The organism is Planococcus sp. TJ-307, from assembly GCF_058268435.1.
In genome coordinates, this window is record NZ_JBZDOJ010000002.1 from 816,548 (window position 1) to 838,206 (window position 21,659).

Consider the following 21,659-nt stretch of genomic DNA (forward strand, 5'->3'; position numbering starts at 1 on the left):
TCAATCCATAAATTCGAATTCGAATTCAAGCAGGCGAACTGTGTCGCCATTTTCCGCACCGCGTTCGCGAAGCGCATCATCAATTCCCATGCCGCGCATTTGGCGGGCAAATCGGCGAATTGAATCTTCACGCGAGAAATCGGTCATTTTGAACATCCGCTCAATCGCATAACCGGCCAAGACAAATGATCCATCCGAATCACGCGTAATGTTGAAGCCATCTGCATCGGATTCGTGTTTGTAAAGAACCGTGCTTTCTGAATCTTCTTCCGTATCGTCGATCAATGGGAATTCTGGCGTTACTTCAATCACATCGGCAATTGCAAACAACAAGTTGTTTAAGCCTTTGCGCGACAACGCCGAAATTGGGAAAATGCGGGCATCTTCCGGCAACTTCTCACGGAATTTCGCCAGGTTTTCTTCTGAATCCGGCATATCCATTTTGTTTGCGACAATCAATTGCGGACGTTCTGTCAAACGCATATTGTATTGCTTTAATTCTTCATTGATGGTGACATAATCGTCGTAAGGATCGCGTCCTTCTAGTCCGGACATGTCAATAACGTGGATGATAACACGTGTCCGTTCGATATGGCGCAGGAATTGATGGCCAAGGCCGATTCCTTCGTGAGCACCTTCGATCAATCCAGGAAGATCGGCCATAACGAAGCTGCGCTGATCTTCCGTTTCCACCATGCCGAGATTCGGAACGATCGTCGTGAAATGATATTCAGCAATTTTCGGCTTGGCAGCTGAAACAACTGACAACAAGGTTGATTTTCCGACACTCGGGAATCCAACAAGTCCGGCATCTGCCAACACTTTCAGTTCCAAAATGACATTGCGTTCAAAGCCCGGTTCGCCTTTTTCAGACAGTTCCGGTGCAGGGTTGGCAGGCGTTGCGAAACGTGAGTTTCCTCGGCCTCCGCGTCCGCCTTTTGCGATCACGGCTGTTTGGCCATGTTCCACCAAATCGGCAATGGTTTCGCCCGTCTCCACATCTTTTACCACTGTGCCCGGCGGAACTTTGATCAAGGTATCTTGTGCTTTGGCACCGTGTTTATTGGAGCTCATGCCGTGTGTTCCGCGGTCTGCTTTAAAGATCCGCTTGTAGCGGAAATCCATTAGCGTGCGTAATCCTTCTTCAACGATAAAGACGATATTTCCGCCCTTCCCGCCATCTCCGCCGGCAGGTCCGCCGTTCGGTACATATTTTTCGCGACGGAATGCAACCATGCCATCTCCGCCGTCGCCACCTCTAACATAAACTTTTACGTGATCGACAAACATATTATCCCTCCATCTGTGCACGGACAGCAATCAATGTGCTGTTTCCGCTGCACTCTTTTCGTACTGTAAATCCTGGTGCTTCTGCGAGTTTCAAATCCAGCCAATTTCCCGGACAGGTGATGTGTAGTTCAAAAGATAAGGCATTGGAAACCAATAGAATTTTGCTGTTGAATGCCTGGTAAGGATCCAGATGGCCTTTGGCGGTTTCCACAAAGTCTTCCAGAAAACGGCGAAACTCTTCATCCAAATGCGCAGGTGCCTCAACTGCAGGACACTCTACTTGAAAATAGAATCCAGAAAACCGCCAATTGGCAGTCAACAGCCATTCCTCTGTCAGCGGCAGCCCAAGGTCGGACAGCCGGCTGGCATGCATAGCCGCTTCGGCATGCGAACGAATTATGGCCTGCGCCTCCTGATGACGGCCAAGGTCCAAATTCATTTTGATCAATTGCAGTTCATTCAAGAAATCATGGCGCGCATGCCGAAGCGATTGTGCCACTGTCATTGTTTTTTCCATAAGTCACGTCCCGATTCAGCTTCTTATTCCAGTATACCAAGAGAATGCAATAATCTCCTAAAATAATGCGTACAACGGGAACCGCGCGTATTATGTTCAAAAGAAAAAGGACTGCGAAAGCAGCCCTTTTCGTTTTTATTAAGCTTCTTGTGCAATTACAGGGTATACGCTCACTTTTTTCTTGTCGCGGCCGTAACGCTCAAAGCGCACAACACCGTCGATTTTAGCGAAAAGTGTATCGTCTCCGCCACGTCCAACGTTTTCTCCTGGATAAATTTTAGTACCGCGTTGACGGTATAAAATTGAACCACCAGTAACTTCTTGGCCGTCTGCACGTTTAGCGCCAAGGCGTTTAGATTCTGAGTCACGTCCGTTTCTCGTTGAACCTACACCTTTTTTGGATGCGAAAAACTGAAGATCTAATCTTAACATTCTGTCCCACCTCCTAAGCTGTGAAGGTTATTTTAATATATTCTTCATAGTCTTGTTCAATCGTTTTTAATGAAACAATCATTGCGCGTACCAACAGTTGAACCTGCTCGTCCGTCTTTTCATTCAGGTTTATCGGAAAACTGACTTTTAAAAAGCCGCTGTTCGCTTGCTGAATGTCAGGTTCGATTCCCGTCAGCTCCATGATGGCGTTCACCGCTCCAAATGAGACAGCAGACGCTCCAGCACATACGAGGTCTTGCCCGTGTTCAGCGTAATCCGCGTGGCCTGACATTTCAAATGACGAAATGCGTTTTGACGTTTCTTTTACAGTTACAAGTATCATTCTTACAGGTTGATCGCATCGACAGTCAATTTCGTGTATGGCTGACGGTGACCTTGTTTTTTATGGTAGTTCTTTTTAGCTTTGTATTTGAAGACAGTAATTTTTTTCTGTTTACCGCTTTTTACAATCTTAGCTGAAACAGTAGCTCCTTCAACAAAAGGAACACCAACTTTAGTATTGTCTCCACCTACAAATAGAACTTTATCAAATGTGATAACATCTCCAGCTTCTCCAGTCAATTTCTCAACATAGATCTCTTGGCCTGCTTCAACTTTGATTTGTTTTCCACCAGTTTCAATAATCGCGTACATATCCTTGCACCTCCTCTTAGAATAAGACTCGCCTATTCAGGTGACTCGCCGGAGCGAATTCTTAAAGCAACCTGATTCGAGCGGTTGTAGCACGGTACGCTACAAACATAACATTAAAATAATACCACGCCAGAACAGGTTGCGTCAATAGAGAATATGAGGTTTTGAGGAATTGATGATCTGCAGCTTGTGGATTGATTGGATTGAGGTGCGGTTTTTGGGTCGTGAGGTGCGGTTTAGGCGGTTTGAGGTGCGGTTATCGGCTTGCAAGGTGCGGTCTTTGCCGGTTGAAGTGCGGTTAAATCCATTTGAGGTGCGGTCATCGATAAACACGCGAAAAATACTCCTGCAACAACTCGCGGTTCTCTACAATATGCCGTTTGCCACGAACATTGCTTTGAAGCGCCGTCTTTTCCAGCAGCCGGTAAAGAACATACTTGTCTTCCACACCAAGCAAACGGTAAGCAAGCCTTGTATCGAGCTCGTTGCCAAACAACAGCGCATATTCCTGCAGCGTCACTTCATGTGCATCCCGCGAATAAAAGCCACAAAGCTTGCAAAGCCATTTGCGCTCTTTCCATTCCAGTGAACAAGTGCGGCACGTAGGACAGGTGACGCCGAGGCGCAAGGAATCGAAAGTGAGATCGTGACGTTTGAGCCAGTGGTGACTGGAATTTCGCGTCGGCAAGTTTTCCAGTTTGGAGACCAGCGCTGCTGTATCGAAAAGTTTTAGACCATTCGCCAACTGCTCCAAATAGAACGGCAAATAGTCGAGCGATACAATCGGATAATGTTTGGGTGCTTCCACCACTTTTCCTGACCGGCTTGCCAGAACGATGACACCATGCACCGGAACGCCGAGAAACCCGCTAGCCGTTCGTATTGCCCGGTGCAGCTGCGCTTCCGGATTGCGCATTCCTTCCCTGCGGCCGTCAACTACACGGTGAAACTGAAAGTTCACCGTGTCAAAGTAAAATTCCCCAACCATGTTTTTCACTTCAAGTACGCAAACAAATTCCGCATGAACCAGCAGCAAATCAATTTGCGCCGCGCCGTCTTTGTATGGGATATGCACATCGCTCAAAAAAATCGCTTCACCCGGCAAATCCAGTTCTCTCTTTAATAAAGAAGCCGTGCGTTGCTCACCGCTGGCACCCGCCAACGAATTTTTCAGTTCTGACAATACTGCAGTCTTTGATTCGTGCACGGTCGGCAGACGTTCTGCCGCAATCATTCCTGCCAATAAAAAATCGTTCATCCGACACCTCCTCAAGGTTTTAAAAAAGCCCCCGCTTTCACAGCGGAGGCTCAAATGATCTTATTTTGTGAAAACAGCTTTGATTTTGGTAAACAAGCTTGGCGGTGCTTTTTCCATGCTCATGAGTGGCACTGATTCACCGAGCAAGCGGCGCGCAATGTTGCGGTAGCCAAGTGCCGCCGTGTTTGATGGATCCATAACAATCGGTTCGCCTTTGTTGGAGCTCGAGATGACGCGTTCGTCGTCTGCGATGATGCCCAACAAATCAATGGATAAGTGAGTGGTAATTTCATTGACGTCCAGCGCTTCTCCCGCTTTCATCAAATGCGGACGAATGCGGTTGATGATCAAACGCGGTGCGTCGATGTTTTCTTCCAGCTCAAGCAAGCCGATGATGCGGTCAGCGTCGCGGACTGCAGAAATTTCCGGTGTCGTAACGACGATAGCATGGTCTGCTCCAACAACCGCATTTTTATAGCCTTGCTCGATGCCGGCTGGGCAATCGATAATGACAAAATCATAGTCTTTTTTCAGTTCCGTCACCAATTCTTTCATCTGTTCCGGGTTGACGTCGTTTTTGTCAGCCGTTTGTGCGGCTGGCAACAGGTACAGCATATCTTCAAAACGCTTGTCTTTAACGAGCGCCTGGTGTACTTTGCAGCGGCCTTCGAGTACGTCAATCAAATCATAGATGATGCGATTTTCAAGACCTAAGATGACGTCGAGGTTACGCAATCCAATATCAGTATCGATCAAGCATACTTTTTTCCCTTGAAGAGCCAATGCAGTGCCGAGGTTGGCGGTTGTCGTCGTTTTACCGACGCCTCCCTTGCCTGATGTAATTACGATAGCTTCTCCCACACTAGCTTCCTCCTTTAAACGTTGAAATTTGCGGACGGATAAACCGCAATTCCTGCAAACGGTCAATAATAATAGTGCCGTTTGTATGTAAATAAGCGCATTCCATTTCCGGCTGCTCTGATAAACTGGACAACTCGTCCGTCATGGTTTCCAATTCGTCATCGATTTTCAATTGCGTTGCTTCGAGCCAAGACGCTGCAATAACTGCGTCGCGATTGCCTTTTGTCCCCGCATGCGCAGCGCCTTTTAACCGGCCGAGAACGTATACGCTGCCGCCTGCTTCAACCCGGCCGTTCGGATTCACATCTCCAATGACGACCAAATCGCCTTCGGCTTTGATGACTTGCCCGGAGCGCACGATGCCAACGTAAGTTTCCGATTGGCGTTCAAGGATCATTTGATCGCTTTGTTCAACAGTCAGGATGTCGCTGGTCGTCGAAACGACTTTTAAATGTGGATTGGTTTGGACCGACTCGCTCAATTCCTGAATTTGGCTGTCTGTGCAATAGCGCTTATTCAGGTGGATCGTGACTTCGGTATCACTGTCAAGCGCAGGATCCGACACCTTTGCCTTTAGCTCGGCCAATAGATCCGTATACGCACACTGATCATCTAAATACAGCACAAGCCCTTTATTTTTCCCTTTAATCGTAACGAGATTCTTCAAAAATGTGTCACCTGCGCTTTCATTAATATAACCCTATCTTATTGTCACGCTCTGACAGCTGCGTAACAATTATTGACTTGAACACCCAGCCGAGCATCACCAGGAAAATCGAATTGGCGACCATTGTCGGCCAAAGCCGTGTGGACAAAAATGTGCCAAGCGGCATTCCTGTTAATGAAATCAGCAGAAAAAACTGGTAAAGCACAAATTCAAATATCGCCAATAAAGCAAGCGTCAGCACTGTCGCTGTCAGCAAATTCTGCGGAATCCGCTTGAAGACAAACGACGCCACGAGGCAAATGGCTGGATACAAGAAAGAATATAATCCAATAATATCAATGTAAAAGACATCATACAAGAGCCCGAAAAATAATCCATAAAACATCGCATGCTTCAAGTCATAGTAAAGCGTCAGGAAAATGAGGAACATAATAAGAAAGCGCGGCACAATGTAATTCAACTCTCCATCAATGTTCAAAGGTGAAAAAAGGCCGAAAACCGGTTCCATGAAAAACAGGACGAGGCAGATCAACGGGATAAGGAAACGGATCATGATTCATCGTCTCCTGTCACGCCATTGTCTTCACCGTCCACTTCCGGCATTACCCGGTCCGCGATGATCACATGGTTCAATAAAGAAAAGTCTGCAGCCGGTTTAACGTAAGCAAGCTGCGTCAAGCCAAATTCATCGATAGTGATTTCAGTAATGGTGCCGACCAAAATGCCTTTTGGAAAAATGCCGCCCAGCCCGCTGGAGATGACTTGGTCGCCTTCATTCAATTCGATATCGGCATCAATCCGCTTCAATAAAAGTTCGCGGCGTTCGGCATCATAGCCTTCGATCAAACCAAAAACGTCGTTGTCTCCACCCACGACCATCGCCGATACCCGGTAGTTCGGATTAAGCGTGGAAATCAATTCGACAGTGGAAGTCGTCGGCGTTGTCAACGTCACTTTGCCAATGAGGCCGCTGGCAGTCATGACAGCCATGTTTTCCGCCACGCCTTGGTTGGAACCACGGTTTAAAATGATTTTTTCTTCCCATTGATCCGGATTTCGTGCAATGACGGTGGCCTGGATTGGGTTGTAATCTCGCAAATCTTCTTCTTTTCCAACAAGTTGATTGAGTTCTTCATTTTCAGAGCGCAAGTCTTTTACTTCAGCCTGCACGCTTGCAAACTCCTCTAAGCGCGTTTTCAAATGCTGGTTTTCTTCAAATGTATTCAGCAAGGAATCGACATTATCAAAAATTCCAGTTACAAAATGAGCAGGGCGCGAAAACACCGACTGCCCGGCTCCAACAGCATCTTTTATGATTTGTTCCGGGAGCGATACATTGCTGCGGTCACGGAGCGAAAAAGAAATGAGGGCTACGAGCAGGATGACACCCAACAGCAGCAAAATAAGCCGCTTGTTCGTTAAAAGCTTTGGCATGTCGCCATCCTCCTTATTTGATTGATATCTGGCGGCGGAATTGGTCCATGTTTTCTAAAGCCTTGCCCGTGCCAAGTGCGACACAGTCCAAAGGATTTTCGGCGATGAACACCGGCATGGACGTTTCAGCTGAGATGACGCGATCAAGGTTTTTCAACAATGCGCCTCCACCTGTCAAAACTATGCCGTTTTCCATAACGTCTGCACTCAACTCAGGCGGTGTCTGTTCCAGCGTCGCTTTGACACCAGCCACAATGGCCGCAACCGATTCACTTAAAGCACCCGCAATTTCTTCGGACGTGACATTCAGTGTTTTCGGGAAACCGGTCAACAAGTCGCGTCCGCGAATTTCCATCGTCACGCCCTGTTCAGACGGTTCCATGATACGCGCAGAGCCAATGCCAAGTTTCAGCGCTTCGGCTGTTCGTTCGCCGATCAACACGTTGTATGTTTTACGGACATACTGAGTAATTTCCATATCCAGTGCATCACCCGCAACGCGAATCGATTCACTCGAAACGATGCCGCCCAGTGAAATAACCGCTACTTCCGTAGTTCCGCCTCCAATATCGACGACCATACTGCCCATAGGTTCCCATACTGGCAAATCTGCTCCAATTGCCGCTGCGAAGGGCTCTTCAATTGTATATGCCTCACTCGCTCCAGCACCTCTGGCAGCATTCAAAACTGCACGCCGTTCAACAGAAGTAATGCCGTAAGGAACACAAATCATTACCGTTCCACTTTTCCATTTGCTGCCGGCTGCTTTGGAAGCTTCGACCAAGTAATGTTTAATCATCGCCAAGGTTGTGTCGTAATCGGCAATGACACCATCGCGCATCGGACGAATGGCCGTAATTGTACTTGCGGTGCGCCCCATCATGTTTTTCGCCTGGCTGCCGACTGCCACAATTTCGCCAGTTTTTTTATTTTTAACGACAACGGAAGGTTCGCGAAGAACGATTCCTTTGCCTTTAACATACACCAATGTATTTGCAGTACCTAAATCAATTCCAATATTTTTTGAACCAAATCCAAACACGGAGTTTCTTCCTTTCTGTAACAAGCCGATATTTCGGCAATTGCGTTGACACAATATCACTCATTATAGACGAAAAGAAAAAAAATAAACAGTGCTACATGAACCCCTTTTCTTTTAAGGAAACGAATTGGTGGTCGCCGATAATAACGTGGTCAAGCAGTTCTATGCCAATAATGCTGCCAGCTTCGACAAGCCGTTTAGTGACGTCAATGTCTTCCGGCGAAGGCGCCGGATTGCCGGAAGGGTGATTATGGGCACAGACAATGGAAGCCGAAGAACGGCGTACGGCTTCACGGAAAATTTCGCGTGGATGGACAATGGAGGCATTCAAGCTTCCGACAAAAATCGTCTGCCGGTGCATCACCTGGTTTTTGATATTGAGGAACAACACGACGAAATGCTCTTGTTTGAGTGAGGTCATGTCGGACATTAAATATGAAGCCGCATCTTTTGGAGAACGGATCGTGAATTTTGTATCGGTTTGTTTCGAGGACAAGCGTCTGCCAAGCTCAACTGCCGCAAGCAACTGTACTGCTTTCGCCTGCCCGATGCCATTGATCGCCACCATTTCTTCAATGGTGGCGCTTTTCAATTCCTGAATTTGCTCGAAATGAGTCATCACCCGGTTCGCCAAATGCAAGACCGACTCTTGTTTACTCCCCGTACGCAACAGAATGGCGATCAGCTCTTGATTAGACAAGGAGGCAGCGCCTTGGTTGACCAAACGCTCGCGGGGACGGTCGGCAATATGCACATCGCGGATCATCAATGGGGCTTCGTTTAGCATTCTACACTGCTCCCCTCCAAGAAAATAATTCCAGCAGCTGCCAGCTTTTGCGTCAGCCCTGCAATCGGCAAACCGACTACCGCATTGTAATCGCCTTGAATTTTTTGGACAAACAGACCCGATACCGTTTGGATGCCGTATGCGCCTGCTTTGTCGTATGGATCTTCCGTACTTATGTATAAATCAATCCAAGCTTCCGGCAAGTTATAAAACGTTACGTCAACCGTTTCATGAAACGACAGCTTGTTGTCTCCCTGCATCACCGTCACGGCCGTTATGACTTGGTGGGTGCGATTAGACAGTTTTTGCAAATAGCGTTTTGCCTGCGCGGTGCTTTTGGGCTTCAGTAAAATTTCGCTGTCGCATACAACAATTGTATCCGAGCCAATAACCACAGCCTCCCTGTTACCTTGTGCCACTTCCTGCGCTTTTTGTTCAGCACATGCCAGCACGTAGCCAAGTGCTGTTGGAAACTGGCCGGGATCGGGTTCATCCTTCGTACTCGGCACGACTGCAAAGTCCACGCCGAGCAGTCCGAGCAGTTCCTGGCGGCGCGGAGATTGGGAAGCTAAAATAATGGGGAAATCAGATTGGAATTTCATAGATGGATTCTCTCCTTTTTTCTAGCATCATATCATTCCACTAAGTACTCAACAAACTGTGAAAACTCATTTTTGCGACGTATTGCACTTCTAAATCTCATTTTTGCCCTGTCATTTTTCTGTGATCCACTAGTTTTCGCCTTCTAAAGTTCATATTTACTTTGCTGCCGATTATCTTGCCGTGACTGACCAGACAAGGTTTCGAGATCATTTACAAATAAATATAAACATTATTCAAAATTAGCATTATTAGCACTTTTCGAGAATGATTTATTTTGAATAAACGAGCCTTTATAATGAAAACTGTCTATTAATTTTTGAAAATTATTATTATGAAATAAAGTATTAATGATTTTCACCCAATTCTTAAGTAAAGGAGCTGTCTTTTTGAAGACAAAGCGCAAAGGATTATTTCAAAAATCATTGGACCGCATCGAATTTATCGGCAATAAGCTTCCGCATCCGGTAACTTTGTTTGCCTTGCTGGCATTTGCCGTCCTCGTGGTTTCAGCCATCGTCTCGGCGATTGGCATCACGGTCGAACACCCTGGGCAAGAAGGCGAAATCATCGAGGTGAACAACTTGCTGAACGCCGAAGGGATTCAGTACATATTCGCCAGCATGGTCGACAACTTTATTGGATTTGCACCATTGGGTGTAGTCTTGGTTACGATGCTCGGTATCGGAATTGCGGAACGTACAGGACTCATCAGTGCTGTCTTGCGGGCATTTGTCCTATCCGTTCCGAAGTTTTTGATCACGGGAGGTCTTGTCTTTGCCGGAATTATGTCAAGTGTAGCTTCTGACGCCGGCTATGTCGTCCTTCCCCCGCTTGGCGCAGTTATTTTCGCAGCGCTCGGGCGCCATCCACTGGCTGGTCTCGCTGCCGCATTTGCCGGAGTTTCTGCTGGATTCTCAGCGAACCTGCTGCTGTCGGCAACAGACGCCATGCTTGGTGAAATGACCATTGCTGCAGCTGCCATCATCGACCCTACTTATGCGGAAGGCATGAACATTGCGATGAATTATTACTTCATCATTGCTTCCGTCTTTCTGTTGACCATTGTTGGCGCAGTCGTTACGGAAAAAGTGGTTGAACCGCGCCTTGGTGAATACCACGGCCAATACCGTGAAGAATTGAAAGGATTGACTGCCGAAGAAAAAAAAGGCCTCCTATGGGCTGGAATTTCCGCGTTGGTTGGAATCATTCTTACTGCGCTGTTAATTGTTCCTGAAAACGGCATTTTGCGTGCCGAAGACGGCGGCATTGTCCAGTCGCCATTTATGAGTTCATTGGTGCCGATCATCACACTCCTGTTCTTTATCCCAGGATTGTTTTATGGCATCGCTACTAAAGACATCCGCAGCGACAAAGACGTCGCCGCACATTTGACGGACACAATGGCAACCATGGGGATGTTCATCGTCTTGGCATTTACCGCTGGCCAATTTGTCGCTTATTTCACAGAATCCAACATCGGCATGGTACTCGGTGTATATGGCGCCGAAGTATTGGAAGCCGCCAACTTGACAGGCATTCCACTGATCCTTGGCTTTGTCCTTGTCACTGGAATCATCAATCTGTTTATCGGTTCAGCTTCTGCGAAATGGGCCATGATGGCGCCCGTGTTCGTGCCGATCATGATGCAGCTTGGCTATTCGCCTGAACTGACGCAGATGGCTTACCGCATCGCTGACTCGTCAACGAACATCATCACGCCGCTGATGACGTATTTTGCAATCGTCATCGCCTTTGCCCAGAAATACGATAAGAAAATGGGCATCGGCACGTTGATTTCGGTCATGTTCCCATACTCCATTTTCTTCATGATCATCTGGTCATTGATGTTGATCGTTTGGATGCTGTTCGGTCTCGACCTCGGTCCGGCTTCACCTATTTTTTATTCAAATTAAAGCAAGAAAAAAGCTCAAGGGACATCTCCTTGAGCTTTTTTTACATCAACATATTCCAATACCAGTCGAGCATGCCGTCGCCCCAGAAATAGACGATGATCGCTGCAGCTGCAATGGATGGGCCAAACGGTATGGGGGTTTTGCGCCCTTGTTTCGTCACGCGAAGCTGGATAATGCCGACAATTGCTCCAATAAACGAAGCAAAGAACAAGGTCATCAGCGTACCGGCTATTCCAAGCACAAGGCCGATCACAAAAAAGAGCTTGATGTCGCCGCCGCCCATCCCGCCTTTTGACACGACTGCAATTAAGAACAGCAGCAAAAATCCAACTGCAGCACCGAGCAGGCTGTCCCACCACGGATCAAGCGGAATCACAAAGCGCAGTCCGAGCAGCACGACTGCAAACGGCAAGAGCACTTTGTCGGGAATCAGCATATAAGCGATGTCCGACACAGTGATAATCACCAGCATCGAAACAAACAGGATGGCCACGATCAATTCTGGCGTAAACCCAAACACCAAATACGACGCCACGAATAAAATCGCGGTGATTGCTTCCATTAATGGATAAATCCAATGAATCTTCGAGCCGCACGTTCTGCATTGGCCCTTTAGGAATAAATATGAAAAGACCGGCACCAAATCAATTGCCGTTAAACGCCGCTGGCAATTGGTGCAATGGGATGGCGGATAAGCAATCGATTCTTTTTTCGGCACACGCAAGCCGACCACATTGAAAAACGAGCCGAACACGAGCCCAAACAAGGATATAAATATTGAATACGTCAGAACCATAAGAACCCTCTTTGCTATAGTTTTTAGCGACCCTTTTCGGAGACGAAAAGAGGTCATCCGAGCCGTTGTTTGCGGAATACTGGATTTTATTTGCGGGAAATCTTAGTTTGTTTGCGGGATATCGTCTGTTGTTTGCAGAATAAAGTCGTTTGTTTGCGCGATACATCCTTTTGTTTGCAGAAAGAGCCAGCCAACCCAGCTCTACCAAAAAGAGAGAAATCACAATGATTTCTCTCTTTCATTTATTATTGAGCGGACGTTTCTTCACTTTCTTCGACATCGACTTCCACATTTACTTCTGTATCAGGATCATCAGTTGTAATCTGCGTTTCGACTTCTGTGGTTTCTTCAGGTACTATTTCGGGTGCGACTAAGCTGGTGCCATCATTTTGCGGCAAAGGATTTATCTTATTGGCCGGCGCTGGAGAATCGACTTTCAGCTGGGTATCCGCTAACGCCACTAGATCTGGCCGGTAATAGGCTGAAAACGATACGGACACTGTCAACGGTTCGCCAAGCTGATCTGCCCGAGTAAGCTCCGGGTTAGCAGCAAAATCAATTGCGCCGACCACCATAATCCGTTCCATTTCCTCAATTTCTTCAATAAAGGTAATAATGCTGTTATAGTCCACTGCATTAAATTCAATAGCCGCTACAACTTCTTGAATACTTTCCAACCCTTCAACTGGCTGAAGCAATGTAACTGGTGCCTCTGTAAAATTGACTGATGTAACCAAGGTTTCTGAAATCAGCTCAGCTTGTTCGACTTGCAACAAAATCAAATCTGTCAACGGTTCTACCGAAACTTGTCGCTGCAAGTCTCGTGTGCTGATTTTTTCGGTTGGCGGTGCTGCTTCCTGCTGTGCCTCTAAAGCCATCAGCACTTCTTTTTCCGAAGTAAGCAATTGCTCAGACTGGACGCGTGCATCTCTTGCCGGCACATACAACGAAAAATAAGAAAACGCTGCGCTACCGGCCAACAAAAGAACCGCTAATATGATCAATGCCATTTCTTTTTGGCGTTTTGTTAAACTGCTCATTGCACATCCACCTCAGTTTCTGCAGGAGCCGTTTCCGTTTCTTCAACCGGGGTTTCTGTTACAGGCACCTCTTCTTCAACTGGTACTTCTTCAGTTACCGGAACCTCATCTTCTGTTGCCGGCACCTCTGTTACCGTGCCATCTGCATTGACCGTTGCTTCTTCCGGCAAACGCTCATCGACATAAACCAGGCTGTACGTAGCCAAGTAGCGTGGATTTTCAATGATTTCTTCTGCAGTCCCTGTATTTGGATCCGTTTCTGTCTCCGCATCCAATTCTTCATTGGTGACAGAATCCAACTGGGCCGACTCCAAAAACGCTGAAGCTTTTAACTGGGCCAAGTAATATGCCGCTTCGCGAGATGTATCAAATTGAATCGTTAATGTTGCAAGGTTCGGTTGAACGAATGAAAACGAATCAAAAAATCCGCGTTCCGGGAGCCTTGACACAAGGTCACCCAGCAACGGCACGGTATCAAATTGATAGCCTTCTGCCCAATCGACAGTGGCCTGCAACTGCTGCTCATCGTTCAGTCCGATAGAAGCTTCCAGTTGGGTGCGGATGGCTGCACTTTGGGCAGCCACTTGCGTATATTCTGCATTGGCAGCTGCCTGCTGATCGGTTTGTGACTGTGCCAGAAAGAAAAAGATCGCCCATATTATAACAGCCGCTAATAAAATCCCAATTGCCGCAAAAAGGATAACGGGACGTTCCCGCTCTTTTTGCGGCAATAAATTAATATCTACTAACATGCTTACACCTCTTTCAGGGCTAAACCGATGGCACGGTTAAAACGTTCAGGAATGCTGTCGCTTAATTCGGAAGGGATGGGTTTCATAACGATCGGATAAACCGGTACATTCAAACGCTTTTCAAGCCTTGACTGCAGTTCCGGCCAATCTCTCAGGCCATTGCAGACTACTTTCGTAATGCCCGCTTCTCCTGCGTTCATGCTGTAGCGATAAAAATTGCCCAACTTTTCAGCTTCCGTTTCAATTTCTTCAATAAACATATCTGGATCCGTAAACTCTTCTTCAGCCAAATTCAATTCAACCGGACGCATAAACAATGGATAATGCGCATGAAAAATAGAAACAGTCATTTTCTTTGATTGAAGGTCGATCATCATGACATGCTCTTCTTCATCAAAATCGTGCTGCAGATAAGCCAAACGGTACAAAGCGAGCGGCGTAATATCCGCTACTGCGGCTTTCATTTTGGCTTGGTCAAACAATTGTTCATACGAGTTAACGACGGATTCTTTTGAAGCGATGATCAGCACTTCAGCATTGTCGTTGTAAGGCACAACGTCAAACACTGGATCTTCGAAAGGCAGATAAAGCGTCGAACCGATTTCAATAAAGAAATGGCCCTTCAGCTCATCAACTTTCACACCTTGGGGAAATGTGACTTTGCGGATGATAACGAATTCGTCAGGGGCGAGGAATCGGACTGACTTCTTAGAGAGACCCCACTGATTGACAGCCTCACCGAGTATCGATCCAAGCGCATCCACGTCGACAATTTCGCCATCTCTGATAATCCCGGCCGGAAGAGCCATCTCTTCCGCCTGGCTGATCGAGAGCGGTTCTGCAGATTTCAGCTCTACATACCGAATGGCATCTTCTTCTATAGTAATTGTCACGACGCGTGCTTTTTTCGATAAAAACGGTAAGGCCATTTTTTCAGCTCCTAGGATGTTAATTGCTTAATATTTTGTAGATATAGTTATGTCAAAATTCTATGGAGTTGTTACTCCAATAATTTTATTTCCTGACGAGCTTCCTCTAACAGTATCGCCATTAATTTCATTAATTGTTGCGCCAGTAAAGGTAACAGTTTTAGATCCCGAAAATGGTATAGCTGCTGTAGATAATTCTAATGTGTTTGCCGTAGTAGTAGAAACTCTTGCGATAGTAGCACCTGTTGGAATTTCACCTTCACTTTCAAGAAAACCATCAGCCTTTAAAATTGTTACTGTTAAACTAGTTGCAGCACCTCCCGTTGTAGCTGGTTGTGGGCCTTGAGGATTTTCAGTGTAATAAAGTTGTGCAGCATTTAATACATTGGTTGCATCTGCTTTAACAGCACTATAACGGCTATTCTCAATAATATTCCCAATCGCTGGAATAGCTATTGCAGCGATAATCGCGATGATTACGATAACGGCTAAAAGCTCGATCAATGTCATACCTTTTTCATTGTTCAACTTGCTCTTTAAAAACTTTTTCATTTTTCTTTCCTCCATTTTTTTACTATTTAGCACTACTATGAGTACAGCTTAATTATAACAAAAGTCATAGTTATAGCAAGAGCAGTTTCTTGTTTTATTGTAAAATATTTTTAATAGACCACTCTAAAAAGACTACAAATTATCCACATTATTAAACATTTCAAACATCGGAAGCATGATAGAAAGGACTATAGTCCCGACCAATGCAGCAAGCAATACGATCATTAATGGCTCAATAAGTGCTTTTAAGCGATCCGTTTCTGCATCCACTTCTTTTTCATAAAACTCCGCAACTTTCAGCAACATGTGATCGAGTGATCCTGTCTGTTCACCAATTGAAATCATATGGGGAATCAACGGCGGAAATGCCCAATGGTTGCGCATCGGTTCTGTTAGCGATCCCCCTCTTTCCAGCGAGTCGCGTGACTCCAGCAGCACTTTCGACATCACGGCATTGTCGACCACTTTTTCAACCATGGTCATTGCCTGTAAAATCGGGACTGAACTGGAAAACAACGAACTCAAGGTACGCGTCAATCGGGCCAAAGCCGATTTTTTGAAAATTTTCCCGAACACCGGAAGTTTCAGTAAAATGGTATCCAACGCCATTCGTCCTCTTTTATTGCGCTTCATCAACCAAAACAACACTGCCATTACGAGAAATGCGGCGACAAGCAAGTACCAGTAACTGATAGTAAAGTCACTCGCTTGCATAACCACCTGCGTTAATAACGGAAGTTCTCCACCAAATCCTTCGAACATGTCTACAAACATGGGGACGATCGTTGCCAAAAGAAAGATTACTACACCAATTGCCAAAAAGCCTACAATTGCCGGATAAGACATCGCCGAAATAACTTTTTGTCTCGTTTGGTAGGCTTTGTCGTAATGCGTTGCCAATCGGTCCAAAGATTCGTCGATGTTCCCTGACATTTCTCCAGCTTTAATCAGATTGATTGTTAAAGGTTCAAAAATTTTCGGGTGCTTTGCCAAGCTATCCGATAACGTATTGCCTTTTCGCAGCTCATCTTCAACGATCGCAAGTGTTTTGCCCAATGCTTTTGATTCAACTTGCTGCGACAAAATGCGAATCGTATCGACGATCGTTACACCGGCACGCATCAAGGTAGAAAACTGGCGCAGGAACATGATGAACTGATCACGTTTGACCGGGTTGCCAAGTGTGATGTCCTTTTGGAGCGCTGTCGTTTCAATTTCTTTTATGTCGATTACTTTAACACCATCATCACGCAACTTAATGATCGCTTCCCTGCGATTGGCGGCAGTAACAAATCCGCTTCTTACTTTCTTCGTGTCGCGGCCTTCGTATTTAAATCGCGCCATGTTACTCTTCCCCTTTCAGGTAAGGGTGAGCGATTTGGCGAGTAATTTTTCCGCTCGTCAGAAGTTCCTGAATGGATGTTGACATCATATGCATGCCTGATGATCGATTCGTTAAGATAACGTTTGGAATTTGATGTACTTTTTCGGTGCGGATCAAGTTCGCAACGGCAGTGTTATTGATCATTATTTCTGTTGCAGCGATACGTCCTTTGCCGTCTGCTTTTGGCAGCAGTCGCTGGGAAACCACCGCTTTTAAAACACCACCGAGCTGCGTCCGGATTTGAGCTTGCTGGCCAGCTGGAAATACATCAATGATCCGCTCAATGGTCGAGGCAGCACTGGATGTGTGGAGCGTCGCCATTACCAAATGTCCGGTTTCAGCTGCGGTAATGGCGGTGGTGATTGTTTCCAAGTCACGCATTTCCCCGACCAAAATCACATCCGGGTCTTGGCGCAAAGCGGCCCGCAAGCCATTGGAAAACGAATTGGTGTCAAAACCAATTTCCCGCTGGTTGATGATCGAGCTGCCGTGCCGATGCAAGTACTCAATCGGATCTTCAAGCGTGATAATGTGCTTGGTCATCGTTTCGTTTATATGGCGAATCATCGCGGCCAAAGTGGTTGATTTACCAGACCCCGTTGGTCCAGTTACCAAAATCAAACCTTGATGGGTTTCCGCTAGTGTCTTTAGTATGCCAGGCATTTTCAATTGGTCGATCGTTGGAACTCCTGCAGAAATGGCACGGAACGCATGCGATACGGATCCGCGCTGTTGAAACGAGTTCACCCGGTATCTCGCAACCCCCGGCAAAGAATACGAATAATCCATTTCGCCTTTTAACTGAAATGCTTCCCATGCCTTCTCGGGAACCAGTGCTTCACTGATTTCTTTTGTTTGATCTGGGGTAACGATTGTGTCTCCGTATCGTTGAAGTTCTCCATTCATCCGGAAAACCGGTGGAATTCCTGCGGTTAAGTGAATATCTGATACGTCCAGTTTACTGGCTGCGGTTAATATTTCATCGATATAGGTAGTAGGCATAGGTTTAGTCCATCATGGCAACGCGCAGAACTTCTTCTGTTGTCGTCATGCCCTCCTTCACTTTTGATAGGCCATCGTCAATCAGGAAAATTGTCTTGTTTTTCATGGCTACTTCGCGTATTTCCCCAGCCGTACCGTTGCGGTTGATGATGTCTTTTATTTCTTCATCAACAACCAGCACTTCATGAATGGCCATACGTCCACGGTAGCCGGTCATGTTGCACTGGGAACAACCGCTTCCACGTGCAATGGTATCAATCGTCAAGCCTCGTTTTTCAAAAATGTGTTTTTCTCGGTCAGTCGCCTGGTGAATTTCCCGACAATCTCGGCACACTCTGCGAATCAGGCGCTGTGCCACAACGGCATTAAGCGAAGCTGTTACCAAAAACGGCTCGATGCCCATATCCATTAAACGCGTAATCGACGCGATGGAATCATTGGTGTGAATGGTACTCAATACTAAATGGCCGGTAAGCGAAGCACGTATGGAGATGTCCGCTGTTTCTTTATCCCTAATTTCCCCGACCATGACAATGTCCGGGTCTTGACGGAGAATCGAACGAAGCCCTGCCGCAAAGGTCAATCCGACATTTGTATTCACTTGAATTTGGTTAATGCCTTCCAGCTGATATTCAACTGGGTCTTCGACAGTGATGATGTTGACTTCTTCACTATTTAGTTTGTTTAACGCAGCATAAAGTGTAGACGATTTACCAGAGCCCGTCGGACCGGAAATTAAAATAATGCCGTTTGGTTTATCAATTTCACGCATAAAACGTTCCATGTTCAACTTGCTGAAGCCAAGCTTGGAAATATCGGTCAAGTTGGCACTCAAATCGAGGATCCGCATAACAATTTTCTCACCGTATACGGTCGGCAATGAAGAGACACGCAAATCGATCGGTCGCGTGTCTACATTCGTCTTGATGCGGCCATCTTGTGGAATGCGGCTTTCTGTAATATCAAGATTCGCCAATATTTTGATCCGTGCCGTGATCATCCCTTGCATCGCTTTTGGCAAGACTCGCTCTGTACGAAGCGATCCATCAATCCGGTAACGGATCAATACACGATTTTCCTGTGGATCCATGTGCACATCACTGGCTTTCAGCGATACGGCGGTGGAAAGAATTTGGCTGACCAAGCGGACAATTGGGGCATCCAAGTCGCCCATATCTTCTTGTTGTTCTTGGGTTCTCTCAGGCAAATCAACGATAAATTCGTCAAAGGATTCTTCATCATAGTATTTGGAGATGGTTTTCGTGACATCTTCTTTAGAGGCGATGGCCGGCTGAATTTGAAAGCCGGTCGTCAACCGCAAGTCATCAATTGTGATATAGTCCATCGGGTTGGTCATGGCCACAAATAATTTGTCGCCTTCTATTTTTAATGGCACCAGCTGATTGCGCTTCGCCATTTCCTTTGGCACCATATTAAACAGGTTTTTGTCAAAAGGATAACGGAAAAGCGAAACGTGCGGAATGCCCAGCTGCACTTCAAGTGTTTCAATCAGCTGTTGTTCGGTGATCAGTCCCCGTTGGAGAAGAGCATCCCCTATTTTTTGCTCTGCTTTTTTCGTATTGAGCGCCTCATCCAGGTCTGACTGTGTCAACAGTCCATGATCAACCAGAATGTCGCCTAGCCGCTTGCGTATTTTCGCCAATCCTTTCTCCTCCTTAAAATCGATTACGGATGGACTAAATTTCCGCCTTTATCGTAAACCGGTTGGTCAGACCCTGAATTGTTATTTGAATCCGGAGTTGAACTGCCAGTTTCTTGACCTGAAGAATTATTCCCTGCTCCTGACCCTGTGTTTCCTGTTCCAGAACCAGTATTGGTATTTCCGTTACCTGATCCGGTGGATGGATTGCCTCCAGAAGAATTTTGTCCGCCTGTCGTTCCAGAACCCGTATCCGTATTTCCATTTGGAGAATCCGTTGATGCTTGGCCATCATTTGGAGTTTCACCTTCTGTCGAACCGTCTGTGGAACCACCTGTTGGATCTTCCGTCACTCCATCAGCGTTTTCAGTTGGAACCGTTTCTACAGGTGGTGAGATTAATGGATAAATTTCAACTCGGTTAACAGGTGGGTAAAAATCGGTTGATATCGTTTCAGACTCCAGTTCTTCTCCTTCTGATAGTACCGAACGAATCATTTCGAGCCGGACCCCTTCGCTTCCCGCTTCATCTACCGCAATACCACTTGTAACAAATGCGCTGTACTGCTTAACTAGGCGTGGTTGAACAGTTTCTTTCGCGCCTGTCAATACCACATAGTCATAAACAAATGGAAAGCCGGTCAATGAAGCCGTTAAAGAATCGCCCTCAAATGCTGTATTTAAAGTAAACGAACTGGCGTTGGGGTTGGAAAACACCAAATCGATCCCCAGTTCAAGATTAATCGCCGCTTCTTGGCCAACTGGAATTTCGTCTGGAATTTCAGTTCCAATACTGCGTTCTTCTATTTTAAAGTTTGTTTGAAGCACTGCTGAGTAAATTGCTGAAGCGATTTCAGTTAGTTCACTGTTTGTCATACCAATAAAATTGCCTTCATTAACAAAGTCCAAAAATGAAAAACTTGCACCTGGTGCAATCTGGATTTCATTGATCGCAGCCACGACAGCTATTGCTGCTTCACTAGAAGGGCTTCTTGGGAAAACCACTTCAGCTACCGTTTCACGATCGATGGTAAGTGAATCATCGCTGATGGTCACATGCGTTTGCTCAAGCCCTGATTGAAGTGCCCGCTCCAGTTTTACGGTAAGTACTTCGGCTTCCGAAGCAGAAAATTCTGCTTGCGGAAAGTTTTCCGCTAAAAACCGTTCAGTTGTTCTGCTTTGAAGATCATAGATGAAATTATTTTGCACACCCGACTGTGCCTGCTGAGCTGTTTCTTCTAATAAAATCTCGGCATCATCAAGCGGATAATTAGCCATTGCATCTTGATAGGTCACCAATAGCTCGGATGACTGTTTCCACGTTTCGGTAGCACCAGAAAACTGTGCCATGGCACTCGCCACTTCCATATTGGAAACATTTGTTGTTCCGATGTACGTATTATTTCCAAATTCTTCTGATGGGAATAGCCATTTATCAACAGCTGCCGACCCTGCATTGGCTACTCCGAAGAGTAATAAGCCAGATGCAAAAATCGTCACAAATGTCGTTCCAAATACTTGATTATTCAACTTTCTTTTCCTCCCTGATTACCGCAATGGTCTGCATGCCGAACGGTTTGTCGGCTATTGGCTCATGAACTGGTTTTTTAGGTGATTCTTCCGGTTGGGGTTGAATTCTGCTGGTTCTGCTCTTGCGCTCCTGGACAAGCTGTTGATCCTTTTCTTGTTCTTTTTCAAGATATTTCGCATAGCCCAATGCTCCAATAAGTGAAATCGCTACTATTGCTGCCAGCGAAAGGTATAAAGAAAAGCTTCCCTGAATGAAAAGAGCGACTGCCGCAGCAAATATGCCTGCCCCAAGTAAAATCATTCGTTTCTTTTTGTCTTCACCTTTTCCTAAAAGATAGGCAATAGATAATACTGCCGTTGCGGCAATAATGAATATAAAAACGCGGACCATCTAAACTCCTCCTGTGTGATGCAATACTCACTAATAAAATTTTTAATTTGGTATTCCCTCTAATATGGAAATTAAAGTAATAGAATCGGTCAAAGTAACCCATCTGATATAGCTATAATACAAGATAAGTGGTATAAATAATAGCGTATACTGAAAATAATTATTA

The 21,659-nt window shown here is 46.0% G+C and carries 25 protein-coding genes and 1 other annotated feature; of the genes, 1 reads left to right on the top strand and 24 read right to left on the bottom strand.

What is annotated here, in order from left to right; genetic code table 11:
- The 14 genes from obgE to AC4EHK_RS10495 all read right to left on the bottom strand — a co-directional run bounded on the left by obgE (position 1) and on the right by AC4EHK_RS10495 (position 9,544).
- Positions 1-1,290, bottom strand: coding sequence for a GTPase ObgE (gene obgE / locus AC4EHK_RS10430; RefSeq protein WP_490978719.1), 1,290 nt, complete (start codon positions 1,288-1,290; stop codon positions 1-3).
- 1 nt (position 1,291) lies between these two features.
- Positions 1,292-1,807 carry a Spo0B domain-containing protein gene (locus tag AC4EHK_RS10435; protein ID WP_490978720.1) on the bottom strand — a complete coding sequence of 172 codons (516 nt, stop codon included), beginning with the start codon at positions 1,805-1,807 and terminating at the stop codon, positions 1,292-1,294.
- A gap of 138 nt (positions 1,808-1,945) precedes the next feature.
- Entirely contained in the window at positions 1,946-2,239 is a 294-nt protein-coding gene (gene rpmA / locus AC4EHK_RS10440; protein WP_308787978.1) for a 50S ribosomal protein L27, read from the bottom strand.
- A gap of 13 nt (positions 2,240-2,252) precedes the next feature.
- Positions 2,253-2,582: a ribosomal-processing cysteine protease Prp gene (locus AC4EHK_RS10445; protein WP_490978721.1), complete on the bottom strand. Its 330-nt coding sequence runs from the start codon at positions 2,580-2,582 to the stop codon at positions 2,253-2,255.
- Positions 2,583-2,584: 2 nt separating this feature from the next.
- Positions 2,585-2,893, bottom strand: coding sequence for a 50S ribosomal protein L21 (gene rplU / locus AC4EHK_RS10450; RefSeq protein WP_490978722.1), 309 nt, complete (start codon positions 2,891-2,893; stop codon positions 2,585-2,587).
- A gap of 14 nt (positions 2,894-2,907) precedes the next feature.
- Positions 2,908-2,989 (bottom strand) — a sequence feature (ribosomal protein L21 leader region).
- Positions 2,990-3,037: 48 nt separating this feature from the next.
- Positions 3,038-3,226 (bottom strand): hypothetical protein, encoded by a 189-nt coding sequence (locus AC4EHK_RS10455; RefSeq protein ID WP_490978723.1) that lies wholly within the window; start codon positions 3,224-3,226, stop codon positions 3,038-3,040.
- Positions 3,213-4,151, bottom strand: coding sequence for a nuclease-related domain-containing protein (locus AC4EHK_RS10460; protein ID WP_490978724.1), 939 nt, complete (start codon positions 4,149-4,151; stop codon positions 3,213-3,215). Before AC4EHK_RS10460 ends, AC4EHK_RS10455 begins: the two co-directional genes overlap by 14 nt.
- A gap of 60 nt (positions 4,152-4,211) precedes the next feature.
- Positions 4,212-5,012, bottom strand: coding sequence for a septum site-determining protein MinD (gene minD, locus AC4EHK_RS10465; protein ID WP_490978725.1), 801 nt, complete (start codon positions 5,010-5,012; stop codon positions 4,212-4,214).
- Between the two features lies 1 nt (position 5,013).
- Positions 5,014-5,679: a septum site-determining protein MinC gene (gene minC, locus AC4EHK_RS10470; RefSeq protein WP_490978726.1), complete on the bottom strand. Its 666-nt coding sequence runs from the start codon at positions 5,677-5,679 to the stop codon at positions 5,014-5,016.
- A 22-nt stretch (positions 5,680-5,701) separates the two neighbouring features.
- Positions 5,702-6,232, bottom strand: coding sequence for a rod shape-determining protein MreD (mreD, locus tag AC4EHK_RS10475; protein WP_490978727.1), 531 nt, complete (start codon positions 6,230-6,232; stop codon positions 5,702-5,704).
- Positions 6,229-7,113, bottom strand: a complete 885-nt coding sequence (gene mreC, locus AC4EHK_RS10480; RefSeq protein WP_490978728.1) for a rod shape-determining protein MreC — start codon at positions 7,111-7,113, stop codon at positions 6,229-6,231. Before mreC ends, mreD begins: the two co-directional genes overlap by 4 nt.
- 13 nt (positions 7,114-7,126) lie before the next feature.
- Complete coding sequence (locus tag AC4EHK_RS10485; RefSeq protein ID WP_490978729.1) at positions 7,127-8,155, bottom strand: rod shape-determining protein; 1,029 nt, start codon at positions 8,153-8,155, stop codon at positions 7,127-7,129.
- A 94-nt stretch (positions 8,156-8,249) separates the two neighbouring features.
- Positions 8,250-8,942 (bottom strand): RadC family protein, encoded by a 693-nt coding sequence (radC, locus tag AC4EHK_RS10490; RefSeq protein ID WP_490978730.1) that lies wholly within the window; start codon positions 8,940-8,942, stop codon positions 8,250-8,252.
- The gene (locus AC4EHK_RS10495; RefSeq protein ID WP_490978731.1) at positions 8,936-9,544 is read right to left on the bottom strand and encodes a Maf family protein; all 609 of its coding nucleotides are present in this window, start codon (positions 9,542-9,544) and stop codon (positions 8,936-8,938) included. Before AC4EHK_RS10495 ends, radC begins: the two co-directional genes overlap by 7 nt.
- 387 nt (positions 9,545-9,931) lie before the next feature.
- Here AC4EHK_RS10495 and AC4EHK_RS10500 point away from each other — a divergent pair, with 387 nt between their 5' ends.
- On the top strand, positions 9,932-11,458 hold the full coding sequence (locus tag AC4EHK_RS10500; protein ID WP_490978732.1) for an AbgT family transporter: 1,527 nt from the start codon (positions 9,932-9,934) through the stop codon (positions 11,456-11,458).
- Between the two features lie 40 nt (positions 11,459-11,498).
- On the opposite strand, the gene AC4EHK_RS10505 is transcribed toward AC4EHK_RS10500, so the two are convergent.
- The 10 genes from AC4EHK_RS10505 to AC4EHK_RS10550 all read right to left on the bottom strand — a co-directional run bounded on the left by AC4EHK_RS10505 (position 11,499) and on the right by AC4EHK_RS10550 (position 21,493).
- Positions 11,499-12,254: a prepilin peptidase gene (locus AC4EHK_RS10505; RefSeq protein ID WP_490978733.1), complete on the bottom strand. Its 756-nt coding sequence runs from the start codon at positions 12,252-12,254 to the stop codon at positions 11,499-11,501.
- 245 nt (positions 12,255-12,499) lie between these two features.
- The gene (locus tag AC4EHK_RS10510) at positions 12,500-13,294 is read right to left on the bottom strand and encodes a pilus assembly protein PilO (RefSeq protein WP_490978734.1); all 795 of its coding nucleotides are present in this window, start codon (positions 13,292-13,294) and stop codon (positions 12,500-12,502) included.
- Positions 13,291-14,046 (bottom strand): PilN domain-containing protein, encoded by a 756-nt coding sequence (locus AC4EHK_RS10515; protein WP_490978735.1) that lies wholly within the window; start codon positions 14,044-14,046, stop codon positions 13,291-13,293. The genes AC4EHK_RS10510 and AC4EHK_RS10515 overlap by 4 nt, the downstream gene beginning before the upstream one ends.
- 2 nt (positions 14,047-14,048) lie before the next feature.
- On the bottom strand, positions 14,049-14,975 hold the full coding sequence (gene pilM / locus AC4EHK_RS10520; protein ID WP_490978736.1) for a type IV pilus biogenesis protein PilM: 927 nt from the start codon (positions 14,973-14,975) through the stop codon (positions 14,049-14,051).
- Between the two features lie 60 nt (positions 14,976-15,035).
- The gene (locus AC4EHK_RS10525; protein ID WP_490978737.1) at positions 15,036-15,527 is read right to left on the bottom strand and encodes a prepilin-type N-terminal cleavage/methylation domain-containing protein; all 492 of its coding nucleotides are present in this window, start codon (positions 15,525-15,527) and stop codon (positions 15,036-15,038) included.
- Between the two features lie 132 nt (positions 15,528-15,659).
- A complete protein-coding gene (locus AC4EHK_RS10530) occupies positions 15,660-16,871 on the bottom strand; it encodes a type II secretion system F family protein (RefSeq protein WP_490978738.1) in 1,212 nt (403 codons plus the stop codon).
- A gap of 1 nt (position 16,872) precedes the next feature.
- Positions 16,873-17,913: a type IV pilus twitching motility protein PilT gene (locus AC4EHK_RS10535; RefSeq protein ID WP_490978739.1), complete on the bottom strand. Its 1,041-nt coding sequence runs from the start codon at positions 17,911-17,913 to the stop codon at positions 16,873-16,875.
- Positions 17,914-17,917: 4 nt separating this feature from the next.
- A complete protein-coding gene (locus AC4EHK_RS10540) occupies positions 17,918-19,576 on the bottom strand; it encodes a GspE/PulE family protein (protein WP_490978740.1) in 1,659 nt (552 codons plus the stop codon).
- Between the two features lie 23 nt (positions 19,577-19,599).
- On the bottom strand, positions 19,600-21,102 hold the full coding sequence (locus AC4EHK_RS10545; protein WP_490978741.1) for a VanW family protein: 1,503 nt from the start codon (positions 21,100-21,102) through the stop codon (positions 19,600-19,602).
- Positions 21,095-21,493 (bottom strand): hypothetical protein, encoded by a 399-nt coding sequence (locus AC4EHK_RS10550; RefSeq protein ID WP_490978742.1) that lies wholly within the window; start codon positions 21,491-21,493, stop codon positions 21,095-21,097. Before AC4EHK_RS10550 ends, AC4EHK_RS10545 begins: the two co-directional genes overlap by 8 nt.
- Positions 21,494-21,659: the final 166 nt, after the last annotated feature.

Bases quoted from the DNA above. Each gene is read 5' to 3' on its own strand.
- obgE (WP_490978719.1), bottom strand. From the start codon at position 1,290: ATGTTTGTCGATCACGTAAAAGTTTATGTTAGAGGTGGCGACGGCGGA.
- AC4EHK_RS10435 (WP_490978720.1), bottom strand. From the start codon at position 1,807: ATGGAAAAAACAATGACAGTGGCACAATCGCTTCGGCATGCGCGCCAT.
- rpmA (WP_308787978.1), bottom strand. From the start codon at position 2,239: ATGTTAAGATTAGATCTTCAGTTTTTCGCATCCAAAAAAGGTGTAGGT.
- AC4EHK_RS10445 (WP_490978721.1), bottom strand. From the start codon at position 2,582: ATGATACTTGTAACTGTAAAAGAAACGTCAAAACGCATTTCGTCATTT.
- rplU (WP_490978722.1), bottom strand. From the start codon at position 2,893: ATGTACGCGATTATTGAAACTGGTGGAAAACAAATCAAAGTTGAAGCA.
- AC4EHK_RS10460 (WP_490978724.1), bottom strand. From the start codon at position 4,151: ATGAACGATTTTTTATTGGCAGGAATGATTGCGGCAGAACGTCTGCCG.
- mreD (WP_490978727.1), bottom strand. From the start codon at position 6,232: ATGATCCGTTTCCTTATCCCGTTGATCTGCCTCGTCCTGTTTTTCATG.
- mreC (WP_490978728.1), bottom strand. From the start codon at position 7,113: ATGCCAAAGCTTTTAACGAACAAGCGGCTTATTTTGCTGCTGTTGGGT.
- radC (WP_490978730.1), bottom strand. From the start codon at position 8,942: ATGCTAAACGAAGCCCCATTGATGATCCGCGATGTGCATATTGCCGAC.
- AC4EHK_RS10495 (WP_490978731.1), bottom strand. From the start codon at position 9,544: ATGAAATTCCAATCTGATTTCCCCATTATTTTAGCTTCCCAATCTCCG.
- AC4EHK_RS10505 (WP_490978733.1), bottom strand. From the start codon at position 12,254: ATGGTTCTGACGTATTCAATATTTATATCCTTGTTTGGGCTCGTGTTC.
- AC4EHK_RS10510 (WP_490978734.1), bottom strand. From the start codon at position 13,294: ATGAGCAGTTTAACAAAACGCCAAAAAGAAATGGCATTGATCATATTA.
- AC4EHK_RS10515 (WP_490978735.1), bottom strand. From the start codon at position 14,046: ATGTTAGTAGATATTAATTTATTGCCGCAAAAAGAGCGGGAACGTCCC.
- pilM (WP_490978736.1), bottom strand. From the start codon at position 14,975: ATGGCCTTACCGTTTTTATCGAAAAAAGCACGCGTCGTGACAATTACT.
- AC4EHK_RS10525 (WP_490978737.1), bottom strand. From the start codon at position 15,527: ATGAAAAAGTTTTTAAAGAGCAAGTTGAACAATGAAAAAGGTATGACA.
- AC4EHK_RS10530 (WP_490978738.1), bottom strand. From the start codon at position 16,871: ATGGCGCGATTTAAATACGAAGGCCGCGACACGAAGAAAGTAAGAAGC.
- AC4EHK_RS10535 (WP_490978739.1), bottom strand. From the start codon at position 17,913: ATGCCTACTACCTATATCGATGAAATATTAACCGCAGCCAGTAAACTG.
- AC4EHK_RS10550 (WP_490978742.1), bottom strand. From the start codon at position 21,493: ATGGTCCGCGTTTTTATATTCATTATTGCCGCAACGGCAGTATTATCT.